The organism is Pseudarthrobacter linnaei, from assembly GCF_055412825.1.
This window is the reverse complement of the sequence record NZ_JBVAYX010000007.1, coordinates 57,684-73,749: the sequence shown is the minus strand read 5'-3', so window position 1 is coordinate 73,749 and position 16,066 is coordinate 57,684. Positions and strand designations below refer to the sequence as shown.

Below are 16,066 nucleotides of genomic sequence, written 5' to 3'. Positions count from 1 at the left end.
CTGCCTCAGGAACACGCAGAATGACCGTCGCGCAGGCGGTCGTGGAATACCTGTCCCAGCAGTACACCGTCGATTCGATCGGCGGCCAGGACTTCCGGGAACGGCTGATCCCGGGCACCTTCGGGATCTTCGGCCACGGCAACGTCGCCGGCGTCGGGCAGGCCCTCAAGCAGTACCAGCAGCTTGATCCGACGATCATGCCGTACTACCAGGGCCGGAACGAACAGGCCCAGGCGCACCAGGCCGTCGGCTACGCCCGGCACACCCGGCGCCGGCAGACCTTCGCGATCAGCACCTCGATCGGGCCGGGTTCCTCGAACCTGCTCACCGGCGCTGCGCTGGCCACCACCAATCGGCTGCCCGTGCTCCTGCTGCCGAGTGACACCTTCGCCACCCGCGCCGCTGACCCCGTGCTGCAGCAGCTCGAGCAGCCCCACGGCTACGACATCACGGTCAATGACGCGTTCCGTCCGCTGTCGAAGTTCTTCGACCGCGTGACCCGGCCCGAGCAGCTGTTCTCCGCGTTCCACCACGGCCTGCGGGTGCTGACGGACCCGGCCGAGACCGGCGCCGTGACCATCTCGCTGCCCCAGGACGTCCAGGCCGAGGCCTTCGACGTGCCCGGGGAATTCCTCGCCGAACGCGAATGGCGGATCCGCCGCCCGGACGCCGACCACGAGGACATCCGCCGGGCCGCCGACGCGATCCGTGCCGCCAAGCGCCCGCTCATCATCGCCGGCGGCGGCGTCCTCTACGCTTACGCCAACGAGGAGCTCGCGAGGTTCGTCGAGCTGACCGGCATCCCGGTGGGCAACACCCAGGCCGGCGTCGGCGTCCTGCCCTGGGACCACCAGTTCTCCCTCGGCGCGATCGGCTCCACCGGCACGACGGCGGCCAACGCGATCGCCGCCGACGCGGACCTGATCATCGGGATCGGCACGCGTTATGAGGATTTCACCACCGCGTCCCGGACCGCGTTCCAGAACCCGGACGTGTTGTTCATCAACATCAACGTCGCCGCGATCGACGCCTACAAGCACGGCACGTCCCTGCCGATCGTCGCGGACGCCCGCAAGGCCCTGGTCAAGCTGAATCAGGCCCTGGGCGGCTACCGGGTCGGCGCGGACCTGGAGCAGCGGATCGCGGCCGAGAAGACCCGCTGGGACGCCACCGTGGACGAGGCCTTCGACACCCGCAACACCGGGCTGCCGGCGCAGAACGAGATCATCGGCGCCACGAGCCGGGCCATGGACGCGCAGGACGTGGTCATCTGCGCCGCCGGGTCCCTCCCGGGTGACCTGCATAAGATGTGGCGCGTCCGGGACCCGTTCGGGTACCACGTCGAATACGCCTACTCCTGCATGGGCTACGAAATCCCCGGCGGCCTCGGCGTCAAGCGCGCGGCGCTGGCCGAAGCCGGCAGGGGAGGGGCGCAGCGCGACGTCGTTGTGATGGTGGGGGACGGTTCCTACCTCATGATGCACACCGAACTGGTCACCGCCGTCGCCGAACGGATCAAGCTGATCGTGGTCCTGATCCAGAACCACGGCTACGCCTCGATCGGCTCGCTCTCCGAATCCCTTGGCTCGCAGCGGTTCGGTACCCAGTACCGCGCCCTGGACGAGGCCCAGCACAGCTTCGACGACGGCGAGCGGCTCCCGGTGGACCTGGCCCTGAACGCCGAAAGCCTCGGCGTGAAGGTGATCCGGATCGAACCGGGGGAGAAGGTCATCGCGGAAATAGAACAGGCCGTCCGCGACGCCAAAGCGGCGCCCGAACGCGGCGGCCCGATCCTCATCCACGTCGAATCCGACCCGCTGCTGGACGCCCCCAGCTCCGAGTCCTGGTGGGACGTCCCGGTCTCCCAGGTCTCCGAGCTCGACTCCACGAAACAGGCCTTCCAGACCTACGTCGACCACAAGAGCCGCCAGCGCAAGCTGCTCGGCTGACCCGGCTCCCGAAGCCCTCCCAGATACCAACCCCCAAGGACATTCCCATGACCACCCTCACCACCACCAAAACCATCCACCACTTCATCAACGGCGTCGAGTCCGCAGGCGTTGGCACCCGCACCCAGCCCGTCTACAACCCCGCCACCGGCGCCGTCACCGCAGAGCTGCGGCTGGCCAACCGGGCGGACCTGGACGCCACCGTCGCCGCGGCCCGCGCCGCCGCCGATTCCTGGGGCGACATCTCCCTCGCCAAGCGCACCGGTGTGCTGTTCAAATTCCGCGAACTCGTCGCGGCCCACGTCGATGAACTCGCCGAACTGATCACCGCCGAGCACGGCAAGGTCCTCTCCGACGCCAAGGGCGAAATCGGCCGCGGCCTGGAGGTCATCGAATTCGCCTGCGGCATCCCGCAGCTACTCAAGGGCGACTACTCGGACCAGGTCTCCACCGGCATCGACGTGTTCTCGTTCCGCGAACCGCTCGGCGTCGTCGCCGGAATCACGCCCTTCAACTTCCCGGTTATGGTGCCGCTGTGGATGGCGCCGATGGCGATCGCCACCGGCAACGCCTTCATCCTCAAGCCCTCCGAGCGGGACCCCTCCGCCTCGATGCTGCTGGCCAAGCTGTGGAAGGACGCGGGCCTGCCCGACGGCGTCTTCCAGGTCCTGCACGGCGACAAGGAAACCGTCGAAGGCCTCCTGACCCACCCGGACGTGGACGGCATCTCCTTCGTCGGCTCCACCCCGATCGCCCAGTACGTCCACGAGACCGCCACCAAGCACGGCAAACGCGTCCAGGCCCTGGGCGGGGCGAAAAACCACGCCATCATCATGCCCGACGCAGACCTCGACAACGCCGCGGACCACCTCGCCGCCGCCGCCTTCGGCTCCGCCGGGGAACGCTGCATGGCCATCTCCGTCGCCGTCGCCGTCGGCGAGGCCGCCGACCTGCTGGTCAAGAAGGTCGAAGAACGCGCCCTCGCCGTCAAGGTCAACAACGGCACCGTGCCCGACTCCGAAATGGGCCCGGTCATCACCCCGGCGTCCAAGGACCGCATCGTGCGGATCGTCACCGAAGCCGAAGCCGCGGGAGCTGCGATGGTGGTGGACGGCCGCGACCTCGTTGTCCCCGGCCACGAGGACGGCTTCTGGGTCGGCCCCACCGTCCTGGACCACGTCAAGACCGAAATGACCGCCTACAGCGAGGAAATCTTCGGACCCGTCCTCGTCGTCGTCCGCGTCGAGGACCTGGACGCCGGCATCGCGCTGATCAACGCCAACCCCTACGGCAACGGCACCGCCATCTTCACCTCCTCCGGCGCGAACGCCCGCAAGTTCCAGCGCTCCGTCACCGTGGGCATGATCGGCATCAACGTGCCGCTGCCCGTCCCGGTGGCGTACCACTCCTTCGGCGGCTGGAAGGCCTCGCTCTTCGGCGACAAGCACATGTACGGCCCGGAGGGAGTGTCCTTCTACACCCGCGGCAAGGTGGTCACCTCACGCTGGCCCGAACCCACCCACGCCTCCGGCGCCTCCTACAATTTCCCGTCCAACTAGTCCCCACCGCCTCCCTAGCCTCGCAAGCTCGGCCAGGGGACCCTGGCGGCGTGGGCCCACCCGACTACTACCCACCATCGACTGCTCCGCAACCGCCGTTTTGAGCGTCCAAAACGGCACCTGCGGAGCAATCGATGAGAAGGAATGGCAATGACTGAGAACAAGCTGATTATCGGCACCGCGCCGGACTCCTGGGGCGTCTGGTTCGCGGATGACCCCAAGCAGACCCCGTGGGAACGCTTCCTCGACGAAGTCGCCGAATCCGGTTACAAATGGATCGAGCTCGGCCCCTACGGCTACCTCCCCACCGACCCCGCCCGGCTCGCCGAGGAGCTCAAGGCCCGCGACCTGCAGATCTCGGCCGGCACCGTGTTCACCGCCTTTCACCGCGGCCTGGACCAGTGGGAAACCGCGTGGGAACCGGCCCGCAGGGTCGCCGAACTCACCGCCGCGATGGGCGGGGAACACATCGTGGTCATCCCCGCGATGTGGCGCGACGACGTCACCGGCGAGGCGGTGGAAAGCGGCGAACTCACCGAAAAGGCGTGGACCGACCTCTTCGCCGGGCACAACCGCCTCGGCAAGACCCTGCTGGAGGACTTCGGCCTGAAGCAGCAGTTCCACTCCCACGCAGACTCCCACGTCGGCGCGCAGGAGGACATCGAGACCCTGCTCGCCGCCACGGACTCCAAGTACCTCAACCTGTGCCTGGACACCGGGCACGCCGAGTACTGCGGCGCCTCCAGCCTGGAGCTGATCAAGAACTACCCTGACCGGATCGGCTACCTGCACCTCAAGCAGATCAACCCGGACATCCTCCGACGAGTCAACGAGGAAAACATGACCTGGGCCGCCGCCAACCTGGCCGGCGTGATGACCGAACCGCCGAACGGACTGCCGGACCTGCGCGCCGTCATCGAGGCCGTCGAGGCGCTGAACCGGCCGATCTTTGGCATCGTGGAGCAGGACATGTACCCCGTGGCCTTCGACGTCCCGATGCCGATCGCCAAGCGCACCCGGAACTACCTGCTTTCCTGCGGCTCCCGCACCGCCGTCAACTAGACGTCAACCAGAACTGAGGACAAGACCATGACCAAGACCCTCCGCGTAGCTGTCATCGGCGCCGGCCGTATGGGCGCAGACCACATCCAGCGGCTCAACACCCGCATCCACGGCGCGGAAGTTGCCGCCGTCGTCGACGTCGACCTGCCCCGTGCGCAGGCCGCCATCGAAGGCATCCCGGGCGCCGTCGCCCTGGCCGACGCCGACGAGGCGCTGAACAACGGCGACGTCAACGCTGTGCTGATCGCCACCCCCGGCTTCCTGCACGAGGACATCCTGCTCAGGGCGATCGCCAAGGACATCCCGATCCTCTGCGAGAAGCCGCTCACCCCCGACGCCGAGACCTCCTGGAAGATTGTCGAGGCCGAGCAGAAGCTGGGCCACCAGCGCATCCAAGTCGGCTTCATGCGCCGCTTCGACGCCGAATACGCCGCCCTTGGAAAGATCATCAGCGACTCCGAACTCGGCGAGCTGCTGATGCTCCACCACCAGCACCGCAACCCCACCACCCCGCCCGGATTCACCAACGAGATGCTGATCAACGACTCCGTGGTCCACGAATTCGACGCGATCCGCTACTTTACCGGCGAGGAAATCACCTCCGTCCAGGTCCGCCTCGGCAAGGCCACCCGGAACGCACCGGCCGGCCAGCACGACCCGCAGCACGTGCTGATCGAAACCGAATCCGGCGTCCTTGCCGACGTCGAGATCTACGTCAACGCCAAGTTCGGCTACGAGGTGGCCACGCAGGCCTCCTTCGAGGACGGCGTTGTCAGCATCGGCGGGGACCAGGGCCCGTACACCCGCAGCAACGGCCGCTGGGGCGGGACCGTCACCCCGGGCTTCGAGGAGCGTTTCGGCGCCGCCTACGACGTCGAGATCCAGTCCTGGGTGGACGCTGCCCTGCGCGGTGAAATCGGCGGCCCGACGGCCTGGGACGGATACGCCACCGCCGCCTGCTGCGAGGCCGGTGTCGAGGCGCAGAAGACCGGCGAAAAGGTCGCCGTGAAGCTGAATGCCAAGCCTGACCTCTACCGCTAGGACGAACGTGTTGGGGGCCGCGGCCCCCTCCCGTTCCGTCCCGTCCCACGCACACCCTGACTGATCCACAATGGAGTGTCCTACGTGAAAATCGCACTTGACCCAACGCCCTTCCACCACTCGCACAGCCTGCTGGAGTTTCCCCGGGTGGTGGCGGACCTCGGCTACAAGTACATGCAGATGACCCCGCACGCCGATTTCATCCCGTTCTACAACCACCCCAAAGCCGATGACGAACTGGTGGGCCAGCTGGCCAGGGCCTGCAAGGACGCCGGGATCGAAATCGCCTCGGTCCTGCCGGTGCTGCGCTGGTCCGGCCCGGATGAGGACGCCCGCGAAGCGGCCGTCCGGTACTGGAAGCGTGCCATCCAGATCGCCGTGGACCTCGGCGTCAGCACCATGAACACCGAATTCAGCGGACGCCCCGAGAAGGCGGAGGAATCCGAGCGCGCGTTCTACCGCTCCATGGAGGAACTCCTGCCGATCATCGAACGCGTTGGCATCGACCTGCTGATCGACCCGCACCCGGACGACTTCGTCGAGGAGGGCCTGGCCGCGATCCGGGTGATCCGCGGCCTGAACTCCAAAAACGTCGGCCTGGTCTACGTCGCCTCGCACAGCTTCCACATGCAGAACGCGCCACTGGACATCATGCGCGCCGCGGGGGACAAGCTCCGCCTGGTCCACGTCGCGGACACCATGGACCACCACGCCTCGCACGGGCTGCGGTACATCACCAACCCGCCCGGAAACCCGGTCCGGGTGCACCAGCACCTGAAAATCGGCGACGGCGACGTCAACTGGGACGAGTTCTTCGGCGGTCTCAAGGAAATCGGCTTCCTCGACCGGGAGGACACCGTGATGGTCTCCAGCGTCTTCGCCGAGGACGACAACGCCGCCGAGGTCTCCCGCTACCAGCTGGACACGATGAACAACTACATCGAAAAAGCCCGGTAGCGGCCGCCACCGCATAGCGGTATCAGCACAAAGCCCTGCCCCGCGGTTCCACGCGGGGCAGGGCTGTGTTCTTGTCCGGAAACCGGGCGGCGCTACACGTGCGCGTGCAGCTTCGGGAGCGCGTCAACCAGGGGCGCCAGTTCCGGCACCTCCTGCGCCTCGGCCAGCGCACGCTCCAGCGTGGCGTCATGGCTGGGCCGGGCCTCCTCCAGCAGGTTGATGCCGCTGGGCGTGAGTTCGGTGTAAATCCCGCGGCGGTCATCGGCGCACAGGATCCGGGTCAGCAGGCCGCGGTCCTCCAGCCGGTTGACCAGCCGTGTGGTGGCGCTGGCACTCAGCGCGGTGGCGCGCGCCAGCTGCTGCATCCGCATGTGCCAGCCGTCCTGGCGGCTCAGCGCATCCAGCACGGTGTACTCCACGACGGACAGTTGCGCCACAGCCTGCAGCGAGCGCTCCAGCTCCGCCTCGATCAGTCCGTGCAGGGCCGCCAGAGTCCGCCAGCCTTGTGCCCGGACCTCGACGGCGTCGTCCTTGATGCCCATCAGTTCTTCCCTTCAGATCAGCCCGTCCTGCCCCGAAAACCCCGGAACGTAGACAGTCCACAAATTAGTTGCTTGCGCGGCATAGTTGCTTGTGCAACAATAAACAACGCGTCTGCAACTAATAGCTTACGCTTCGCTTTTCTTTCCGTACAGTTTTGAAGGAGCTCTTCCATGCCAATCGGCCTGATAGCACTCGCCCTCGGCGGGTTCGGGATCGGACTCACCGAATTCGTCATCATGGGCCTGCTGCCGGAAGTGGCCGCGGACTTCCAGGTCAGCGAGGCCATGGCGGGCTGGCTCATCTCCGGCTACGCGCTCGCCGTCGTCGTTGGGGCCCTGCTCCTGACCGCCGCCGTGACGCGCTTCGAGCGCAAGCCCGTGCTGGCCGTGCTGATGGTGCTGTTCATTGCCGGCAACCTGGTCTCCGCCGTTGCGCCCGACTACTTGCTGATGATGATCGGCCGCATCATCGCGGCACTCGCGCACGGCGCGTTCTTCGGCATCGGCGCGGTGGTCGCCGCCAGCATGGTCGCCCCCAGCAAAAAAGCCGGCGCGATCGCCATTATGTTCACCGGGCTCACGGCTGCCAACGTCCTGGGCGTTCCCTTCGGTACGATGCTGGGCCAGGCCGCCGGCTGGCGGTCCACCTTCTGGGCGATCACGGGCATTGGTGTGCTCGCTCTGGTCGGCATCGTCACCCTGGTTCCGAAAGCCGAATCGGGCCAGGCAGGCGATGGTTCTGCCTCCGGTTCTGCCTCCGGCGGGCTGCGCGGGGAACTGCGTGCTTTCCGCTCCGGCCAGGTCTGGCTTTCCATTCTGGTCACAATCCTGGGCTACGGCGGCATGTTCGGCGCCTTCACCTACATCGCCTTCACCCTCACCGAGGTCACCGGGTTCTCCGCCTCCACCGTGCCGTGGTTGCTCATCCTCTTCGGCGTGGGCCTCTTCATCGGCAACACCGTGGGCGGTAAAGCGGCGGACCGGAACGTGGACCGCACCCTGCTCGTGGCGCTCGCCGTGCTGGTGGTAGTCCTCGTGGTCTTCGCCCTCACCGCCGCCAGCCAGCCGATGACCATCGCCTCAATGGTGCTGCTGGGCGGCTTCGGCTTCGCCACGGTCCCCGGGCTGCAGATGCGCGTCATGAAGTACGCCACGACCGCCCCCACCCTGGCCTCCGGCGCCAACATCGGAGCCTTCAACGTGGGCAACGCGCTCGGCGCATGGATGGGTGGCGTGACCATCACCGCCGGCCTCGGCTACACCTCACCCATCTGGGCCGGCGCCGGGATCACCCTGCTGGGCCTGGGCGTTATGGTGTTCGCGGCGGGGGCCGCGAAGCGGCACGACGCCGGACGCGACGGCGGGCAGGCCGCCGGGCACGACGGCGGCGCCGGTGTGGACGGCGAGCGGGAACGTGTGGAGCTCCAGCGGGCCTAGCGGCGACGATCGCATGGTGGATTCTAACGACGTCGACGGCGGCCCCCCGGCTGCCGTCGTCGTCGTCGTTTGTGGACGCCGGTCCCCGCCCCGCACAACCCGCGCGAACCGGCGATTCTTTACGCCCGCGATGGCCTTAATTACGTGATTACATCCTAATGTCAGGACAAACTATTGACATGCGTGAGCTAAATCACCATGATCGAAGTAGGCATTATTCCGGCGGCTGCAAGGTAGCAGCCCGGAGCTGAAATCAAAGGAGATTCACGGTGGCTAAATTTTCCTGGCGCAAGGCGACCCTGGTGGCGGCGGTTGTGCCCATGCTGGCAATGAGTGCATGTTCAAGCACCGGCGGAAAGCCCGCGGATTCCGGCAACGCGGCCGGCGGCGGTCAGGTCGCCACGACGGAGCGGATGAAGATTGCCCTGATTACCCACGCCGCAGCAGGGGACACCTTCTGGGACATCGTTCGCAAGGGCGCCGAGGAGGCATCGGCGAAGGACAACGTTGAGCTCCTTTACACGTCCGATCCCGAAGCCGGGCGTCAGGCCCAGCTCATCCAGCAGGCTATCGACCAGAAGGTCGACGGCATCGCGGTCACGCTCGCCAAGCCCGAAGCCCTAAAAGACGCCCTGCAGAAGGCTACCGACGCGGGAATCCCGATCGTCAGCCTCAACGCCGGCGAATCGGTCGCCACCCAGCTGGGGGCTTTCACGCACTTCGGTTCCAACGAGCAACTCGCCGGAGAGGCCGTCGGTGCGAGGCTCGCGGCGGAGAACTTCAAACATCCGGTCTGCGTGATCCAGGAGCAGGGCCACGTCGGACTTGAAGCACGTTGCGCCGGTGTCAAGGCGAAGGTGCCTGGAACGGAGATCCTCTACGTCGAGGGCAAGGACATGACCTCCGTCCAGTCCACCGCGACAGCCAAGCTTCAGGCGACCAATGATGCCGATGTCATCATCGGCCTCGGCGCCCCCATCACCCTGACTCTCCTCAAGTCGGTCACGGACGCCGGCAGCTCTGCCAAGGTTGCAAGTTTCGACCTGAACGCGGATCTCGCCCAGAAGATCGTGGATGGTGCAGTTCTGTTTACCGTGGACCAGCAACCGTGGCTGCAGGGCTACGGAGCCGTTGACGCGCTGTGGCAGAACAAGCGCGGAGGATTCAGTATTGGCGGCGGCCAGTCGGTCCTCACCGGACCGAGCCTCGTTGACAAGTCAAATGCGGCCGAGGTCCTGACCTTCGCCCAGCAGGGTATCCGCTAACAGCCCGCTGGCCGGGCTGGTCAAGGCCTGCCCGGCAGCAAGGAGATCTATCATGACCATGACCCAAACCAAGACAAAGTCACCGGCGCCCGATGAGCGCGTCGCCAAGCGCAGTCCGTTCCAGAAGCTTCTCGGACGTCCCGAGGTCGGTGCCCTGGTGGGCGCGATCGTCCTCTTCATCTTCTTCGCGGCGGTTTCCCCGACCTTCACCCAGCCCAGCGCCCTGGCGACCATTCTGTACGGCAGTTCCACCATTGGGATCATGGCCGTGGGGGTGTCCTTGCTGATGATCGGCGGGGAGTTCGACCTTTCCACCGGTGTGGCCGTGATCTCCTCGGCGCTGACGGCGTCGATGTTCAGCTGGTACTTCAGCACGAACGTCTGGGTCGGTGTCCTCCTGGCCCTGGTGGTGTCGCTGGGCATTGGCTACATCAACGGATGGATCCTGATGAAGACCAAATTGCCCAGCTTCATCGTCACCCTGGCCACTTTCCTGATGCTGACCGGCCTGAACCTGGGCCTGACCCGCCTGATCGGCGGCTCGGTGTCCTCCCCGTCGATCTCCAACATGGACGGCTTCGCCTCGGCTCGGGCGGTGTTCGCCTCCTCGGTGTCCATCGGCGGCGTCGATGTCAAAATTACGGTGTTCATCTGGATCGCGCTCGTCGCGGTGGCCACCTGGGTGCTGATGCGTACCCGGGTCGGGAACTGGATCTTCGCCGTCGGCGGGGACGAGAACGCGGCCCGCGCCGTGGGCGTGCCGGTCAAGGCCACCAAGATCGGCCTGTTCATGGGCGTGGGGTTCTGCGGCTGGATCCTGGGCATGCACAACCTCTTCGCCTTCGACACCGTGCAGTCCGGTGAAGGCGTGGGGAACGAGTTCCTCTACATCATCGCCGCAGTCATCGGCGGCTGTCTCCTGACCGGCGGCTACGGTTCGGCGATCGGCGGCGCGATCGGCGCGTTCATCTTCGGCATGGCCAACAAGGGCATCGTCTATGCGCAGTGGAATCCGGACTGGTTCAAGTTCTTCCTGGGCCTGATGCTGCTGCTGGCCACCATCGTCAACCTCATCGTCAAGCGCCGCGCGGAACTCAAGTAAAGGGGCTTAGAGAAATGAATGCCAAAGAAATCGACCAGCAAACGCTGCTCCAGAACGAAAAAGACCCCCTCACCCACACCCCCGTCCACCTGCTCTCCCTCGAGGGCGTCGGCAAGCACTACGGCAACATCATCGCCCTCTCCGACGTCACGATGGCCGTGGACAACGGCCGCGTCACCTGCGTCCTGGGCGACAACGGCGCCGGCAAATCCACGCTGATCAAGATCATCGCCGGCCTGCACCAGCACGACGCCGGGGTCATGAACATCATGGGCGAGGAACGGAAATTCTCCTCCCCCCGCGACGCCCTGGACGCCGGTATCGCGACCGTCTACCAGGACCTCGCCGTCGTCCCGCTGATGCCGATCTGGCGGAACTTCTTCCTCGGCTCGGAACTGACGTCCGGCTTCGGCCCGTTCAAGAGCATGGACGTCGAGCAGATGAAGGAGATCACGCTCAAGGAACTGGCCGAGATGGGCATCGACCTCCGCGACGTGGAACAGCCCATCGGCCAGCTCTCCGGCGGTGAACGCCAGTGCGTCGCGATCGCCCGGGCCGTGTACTTCGGCGCGAAGGTCCTGATCCTGGACGAGCCCACTGCGGCCCTGGGCGTGAAGCAGTCCGGCGTGGTGCTCCGCTACATCCTGCAGGCCCGCGACCGCGGCCTCGGCGTCATCTTCATCACCCACAACCCGCACCACGCTTTCCCCGTCGGCGACCGGTTCCTGCTGCTCAAACGCGGCAAGTCGATCGGCTACTACGACAAGAAGGACATCACCCTCGACGAGCTCACGGCGCAGATGGCCGGCGGTGCTGAACTCGCAGAACTCGCCCACGAACTCGAACAGCTCGGCGGCCACGGCGACGTGGTCAAGGAAGTCCAGGGCGAAGTGGCCGGGGTGGCGCAGACGACCGGCAAGACCTACTAGCAGCCCCGGGGGAGCAGGGCCGCCCGACCGGGCACGGCCCTGCTCTTTCCTGCGCAGGGCTTTCCTTCGCCGGCGTCCTGCGCCGGCCGAGCCGCTGCGCGGAGACCTCGGTCCCGCAGCGGACCGGCTCCACCCTCACAAAGTTGTGAACAATCGAAAGGACAAGCCCATGGCTTACCTGAAGCGGGACTCCGCCGACCTTCCCCTGCCCGTGCGGATCGGGCTCATCGGCTCGGGCTGGATGGGCGCCTTCCACGCCGAGAGCATCGCCCGCAGGGTCCCCGGCGCCGAGCTCGCGGCCATCGCTGACCCCAACGTGGAGTCCGCCGCGGCGCTCGCCTCCGTCCTGGGCGCCGGCAAGGTGACGGCCGACGCCGCCGACATCCTGGCCGACCCGGAGATCGACGCCGTAATCATCGCAAGCCCGGCGCGCTTCCACTCCTCGCTAATCGCCCAGGCCGCCGCCGCCGGAAAGCACGTGTTCTGCGAGAAGCCCGCCGGCCTGGGGCTCGACGAGCTCGATGCCGCCCTGGCCGCCGTGGAGGCCGGCGGCGTGCACTTCCAGATTGGCTTTAACCGCCGGTACGCGGAGGACTTCCGGGCCGCGAAGAAGGACCTCGCCGCCGGCATCGCGGGGTCGCCGCAACTGTTGCGCTCACTGACCCGGGATCCGGGCACGGGAAGCATTCCAAACGCGGCCAGGGTCCCGGCGGGGACCGTCTTCCTGGAAACCCTGATCCACGACTTCGACACCCTGAACTGGTTCAACGAAGGCGCCGAACCGGTGGAGGTCTACGCCATTGCCGACGCGCTGGTGGAACCCGGACTGCGCGACCAGGGCTTCCTGGACACGGCAGTGGTGACCATCCGCTACAGCAACGGTGCCATCGCGGTGGCCGAGGCAAACTTCAGCGCCCTCTACGGCTACGACATCCGCGGGGAAGTCTTCGGCTCCAAAGGCATGGTGCAGGCCGGGCGGGCCACGGAAACCGCGGCCCGCCGCTACACCGCCGACGGGATGTCGGCCGACACGCCGCGGCTTAACGTCGAGCTCTTCCGGCAGGCCTACACGGACGAACTCGTCGACTTCACCGACGCCGTGCGCGCGCGCCGGGACGGTACGGCGCCGTCGTCGACCGCTTACTCGCTGACGCCCGGCGCAGCGGATGCCCGGCGCGCGCTGGCCGTGGCGCTGGCCTGCATCGAATCGGTCAAGCGCGGCACTCCGGTGGCCGTCAATACAGTCACCGTGAGCACGGTGGCCGTCAACACAGTGCCCGTCAACACGGTCGCCGTCAACAAGACGGCAGTCCTCTGATGCGCCTGGCCGTCTGCGCCGAAATGGTCTTCACCGAGTTGCCGTTCACGGAACGGGTGCGCCGGATCCACGAGGCCGGCTTCGACGTCGAACTCTGGGATTCGCGGACCAAGGACATCGGCGCGCTCAAGGCCACCGGGGCCGTGTTTTCCTCCATGACCGGGTATACCTCCGGCAGCCTGGTGGATCCCGACACGGCGGACGAGGTGGTGCGGACGGCGGAGTCGCTCATCCCGACCGCCCTGGAGCTGGGTCTAAGCCGGATGGTGGTGCATCCGGCGGAACTCATCGACGGCCAGGCGGCCCGACCGGTCTACCGGTCCAGCGGCCACATGTGGACCACCGGTGCCCGGACCCTGGAACGGCTCGGCAGGCTCGGCGAAAAATACGGGGTGACGTTCTGCCTCGAGAACCTCAACACCATCCTCGACCACCCCGGCATCCCGCTCGGCCGCGCCAAGGACACCCTGGCGCTCGTGCAGGCCGCCGGGCACCCGAACGCCAGGCTCATGCTTGACCTGTACCACGCCCAAATGGGGGAGGGGAACCTGATCGAGCTCGTCCGGAGCGCCCTGCCGTACCTCGGCGAAATCCAGGTGGCGGATGTTCCGGGGCGCTGCGAACCCGGGACCGGGGAAATCAACTACGCTGCCGTCGCCCGCGTCCTCGCGGAGGCCGGCTACGACGGGACCGTGGGCATGGAAGCCTGGGCAAGCGGCGACAGCGACGCGGCACTGGCGGCCTTCCGCGCGGCATTTACCGTGCCCGCACTACACACGAAAGTAGGAGTATGAAAAACGTCATCCTGGGACTGGTCGGGGTGGGGCGGATCGGCGTCATGCACGCCAACAACATCGCCGCGCTCAACGGCGTCCTCAATCCGCAGGGCATCAATGTCCGGCTCCGGCTCACGGACGTCGCCGCGGACCACGCCCGGGGCATAGCTGCCGGGCTCGGTGCCGAGTTCCTGCCCTCCGTTGAGGCGCTCCTCGCGTCCGGGCTGGACGGGCTCGTCATCGCCACCGGAACCGGGACCCACCCGGAGCTGATCAAAGCCGGGGTGGACGCCGGCATCCCGGTGTTCTGCGAGAAACCCGTCGCCCTGAACGTGGCGGACGCCCTGCCTGTGCTCGACTACATCCGGGATCGGAACGGCGTCGTCCAGATCGGCCACCAGCGACGTTTCGACGCCGGATACCAGGAAGCCCGGCGCGCCTACCAGGCCGGGGAACTGGGCTGGATCCACTCGCTGCGCGCCGTCACCTGCGATATGGCGCCGCCGCCGGTCGAGTTCCTGGCCAGTTCCGGCGGGCTGTTCCGGGACTGCTCGGTCCACGACTTCGACATCCTGCGCTGGCTCACCGGCCGGGAAATCGTCGAGGTCTACGCCCGGGGCTCCAACAACGGGGACCCGGCGATCGGGGAGGCCGGCGACGTGGACACCGCCCTCGCGCTGGTGACCTTCGACGACGGCACCGTGGGAACCGTCTCGGCCACGCGCTACAACGGGGCGGGCCACGATGTGCGGCTGGAAATCCAGGGCTCCCGGAGCTCGCTCATGGTCGGCCTGGACGACAAAGCGGCGCTGGCCTCGGCCGAAGCCGGGGTCTCCTTCCCGGCAGGGGAGCCGCACCGGACCTTCGCCGAACGGTTTGAGACGGCCTACCGGTCCGAGATGGCTGCCTTCGTCGAGCTGATCCTGGGCCGCCGGGATAACCCCTGCAGGCCGGAGGATGCCGTGGCCGCCTCCCGCGTGGCCGATGCCGCCCAGGAATCCCTGGCGACCGGTGTGCCGGTCCGCGTGGTTCAGACCGTGGCCGGCTGAAAGGACGCTCCACCCCGGTTCCGTCACCGGGGTGGAGTTCCAAAAGAACCCCGGGGCCCAACGAACTGGTCCCGGGGTTCTTTTGTCTGGTTGCGCGGTTGTCTGGTTGCGCGGTCCTGTCCGGACTGCGCGGCTGTGTACGGACGCGCGCTGCCCTCAGGCGCCGAAGGGCAGCCGCGGGTCCAGGTCCTGGCCTTCCCAGGTCTGGCGGATCCAGCCGTGGTGCGGGTCGTCGCTGATGAGCCAGTCGCGGACCGGGCCGGGGCCCGCCATCACGTTGAGGTAATACAGGTCGTAACCCGGGGCGGCCATGGCCGGGCCGTGCCATCCGTAGGGCACCAGGACCACGTCGCCGGTCCGCACCTCCGCGGAGACATCGATGGGCCGCTCGTCCGAGGCATACACGCGCTGGTAGCCGATCGCGTCGTCCGCTCCCGGCCGGGCCGGAGCGCCGGGGGAGACCCGGGTCTCGAAGTAGTAGATCTCCTCGAGACTGGTCTCGCCGTCCTTCTCCTCGTCGTGCTTGTGCGGGGGGTAGGAAGACCAGTTGCCGGCCGGGGTCAGGACCTCGCAGACGATGAAGCGGTCCGCTTCCAGCGCGGCGGGGGTCCCGAAATTGTGGACCTGGCGGGAGCAGTTGCCGGCTCCGCGCAGTTCGACTGGAGTCTCCGCGGCGGTGATCAGGCGCGTCGGGTAGGAAGCCTTGGCCGGGGCCGTGGCCACGGCGACGCGTCCGCCGTCGGCCGACGTGATGGTCACGGCCTTGCCGGTGCCCGTGTAGAGGACGTCGCTGGGGCCGCTGAAGACGCTCTCCCGGCCGGCCAGCCGGTAGTCCGCGCCGTCGACGGACACCATGAAGGACCCGTTGAGCGGGACCACGATGCGTTCCTCGTCCGCGGCGGGAAGTTCGACGGCGGCCGCGGCCCCCAGCGTGGCGACCTTCAGCCCGGTGTGGGCCCAGCCGTCCACCGCCAGGGTGGAATCGGAGGTGCCCAGGGAGACGTCCCAGGTGCCTTGGGCGGCGGTGCCGAGCGGATAGACCCAGTTGGCCATGAGTTCTGCCTTTTCGTTGCCGCGCCG

At 67.2% G+C, this 16,066-nt stretch carries 14 protein-coding genes; 12 read left to right on the top strand and 2 right to left on the bottom strand.

Features of this window, described 5'->3' with window-relative positions:
• The first annotated feature begins 20 nt into the window (after window positions 1–20).
• From iolD to ACZYZ3_RS08965, 5 genes are all read left to right on the top strand, one after another.
• Window positions 21–1,949 carry a 3D-(3,5/4)-trihydroxycyclohexane-1,2-dione acylhydrolase (decyclizing) gene (gene iolD, locus ACZYZ3_RS08985; RefSeq protein WP_463963479.1) on the top strand — a complete coding sequence of 643 codons (1,929 nt, stop codon included), beginning with the start codon at window positions 21–23 and terminating at the stop codon, window positions 1,947–1,949.
• Window positions 1,950–1,996: 47 nt separating this feature from the next.
• Window positions 1,997–3,508, top strand: coding sequence for a CoA-acylating methylmalonate-semialdehyde dehydrogenase (locus ACZYZ3_RS08980; protein ID WP_463963478.1), 1,512 nt, complete (start codon window positions 1,997–1,999; stop codon window positions 3,506–3,508).
• Between the two features lie 150 nt (window positions 3,509–3,658).
• The gene (locus ACZYZ3_RS08975) at window positions 3,659–4,570 is read left to right on the top strand and encodes a sugar phosphate isomerase/epimerase family protein (protein WP_463963477.1); all 912 of its coding nucleotides are present in this window, start codon (window positions 3,659–3,661) and stop codon (window positions 4,568–4,570) included.
• A 27-nt stretch (window positions 4,571–4,597) separates the two neighbouring features.
• Window positions 4,598–5,611 carry a Gfo/Idh/MocA family protein gene (locus ACZYZ3_RS08970; RefSeq protein ID WP_463963476.1) on the top strand — a complete coding sequence of 338 codons (1,014 nt, stop codon included), beginning with the start codon at window positions 4,598–4,600 and terminating at the stop codon, window positions 5,609–5,611.
• Window positions 5,612–5,695: 84 nt separating this feature from the next.
• Window positions 5,696–6,568 carry a sugar phosphate isomerase/epimerase family protein gene (locus ACZYZ3_RS08965; protein ID WP_463963475.1) on the top strand — a complete coding sequence of 291 codons (873 nt, stop codon included), beginning with the start codon at window positions 5,696–5,698 and terminating at the stop codon, window positions 6,566–6,568.
• Between the two features lie 92 nt (window positions 6,569–6,660).
• Here ACZYZ3_RS08965 and ACZYZ3_RS08960 read toward each other — a convergent pair whose 3' ends face one another.
• Window positions 6,661–7,110, bottom strand: a complete 450-nt coding sequence (locus ACZYZ3_RS08960; RefSeq protein WP_463963474.1) for a MarR family winged helix-turn-helix transcriptional regulator — start codon at window positions 7,108–7,110, stop codon at window positions 6,661–6,663.
• 171 nt (window positions 7,111–7,281) lie between these two features.
• On the opposite strand from ACZYZ3_RS08960, the gene ACZYZ3_RS08955 reads away from it, so the two are divergent.
• From ACZYZ3_RS08955 to ACZYZ3_RS08925, 7 genes are all read left to right on the top strand, one after another.
• A complete protein-coding gene (locus ACZYZ3_RS08955; protein ID WP_463963473.1) occupies window positions 7,282–8,547 on the top strand; it encodes an MFS transporter in 1,266 nt (421 codons plus the stop codon).
• A gap of 269 nt (window positions 8,548–8,816) precedes the next feature.
• Window positions 8,817–9,812: a substrate-binding domain-containing protein gene (locus tag ACZYZ3_RS08950; protein WP_463963472.1), complete on the top strand. Its 996-nt coding sequence runs from the start codon at window positions 8,817–8,819 to the stop codon at window positions 9,810–9,812.
• 52 nt (window positions 9,813–9,864) lie between these two features.
• Window positions 9,865–10,914, top strand: a complete 1,050-nt coding sequence (locus ACZYZ3_RS08945; protein ID WP_104173599.1) for an ABC transporter permease — start codon at window positions 9,865–9,867, stop codon at window positions 10,912–10,914.
• Window positions 10,915–10,928: 14 nt separating this feature from the next.
• Window positions 10,929–11,843 carry an ATP-binding cassette domain-containing protein gene (locus ACZYZ3_RS08940; RefSeq protein WP_463963471.1) on the top strand — a complete coding sequence of 305 codons (915 nt, stop codon included), beginning with the start codon at window positions 10,929–10,931 and terminating at the stop codon, window positions 11,841–11,843.
• 169 nt (window positions 11,844–12,012) lie between these two features.
• Window positions 12,013–13,161 (top strand): Gfo/Idh/MocA family oxidoreductase, encoded by a 1,149-nt coding sequence (locus ACZYZ3_RS08935; RefSeq protein WP_463963470.1) that lies wholly within the window; start codon window positions 12,013–12,015, stop codon window positions 13,159–13,161.
• On the top strand, window positions 13,161–13,955 hold the full coding sequence (locus ACZYZ3_RS08930; RefSeq protein ID WP_463963469.1) for a TIM barrel protein: 795 nt from the start codon (window positions 13,161–13,163) through the stop codon (window positions 13,953–13,955). The genes ACZYZ3_RS08935 and ACZYZ3_RS08930 overlap by 1 nt, the downstream gene beginning before the upstream one ends.
• A complete protein-coding gene (locus ACZYZ3_RS08925; protein ID WP_463963468.1) occupies window positions 13,952–14,986 on the top strand; it encodes a Gfo/Idh/MocA family protein in 1,035 nt (344 codons plus the stop codon). The genes ACZYZ3_RS08930 and ACZYZ3_RS08925 overlap by 4 nt, the downstream gene beginning before the upstream one ends.
• A gap of 156 nt (window positions 14,987–15,142) precedes the next feature.
• Here the strand turns inward: ACZYZ3_RS08925 and iolB are convergent, their stop codons facing one another.
• Window positions 15,143–16,039: a 5-deoxy-glucuronate isomerase gene (gene iolB, locus ACZYZ3_RS08920; protein ID WP_463963467.1), complete on the bottom strand. Its 897-nt coding sequence runs from the start codon at window positions 16,037–16,039 to the stop codon at window positions 15,143–15,145.
• Between the last annotated feature and the right edge of the window lie 27 nt (window positions 16,040–16,066).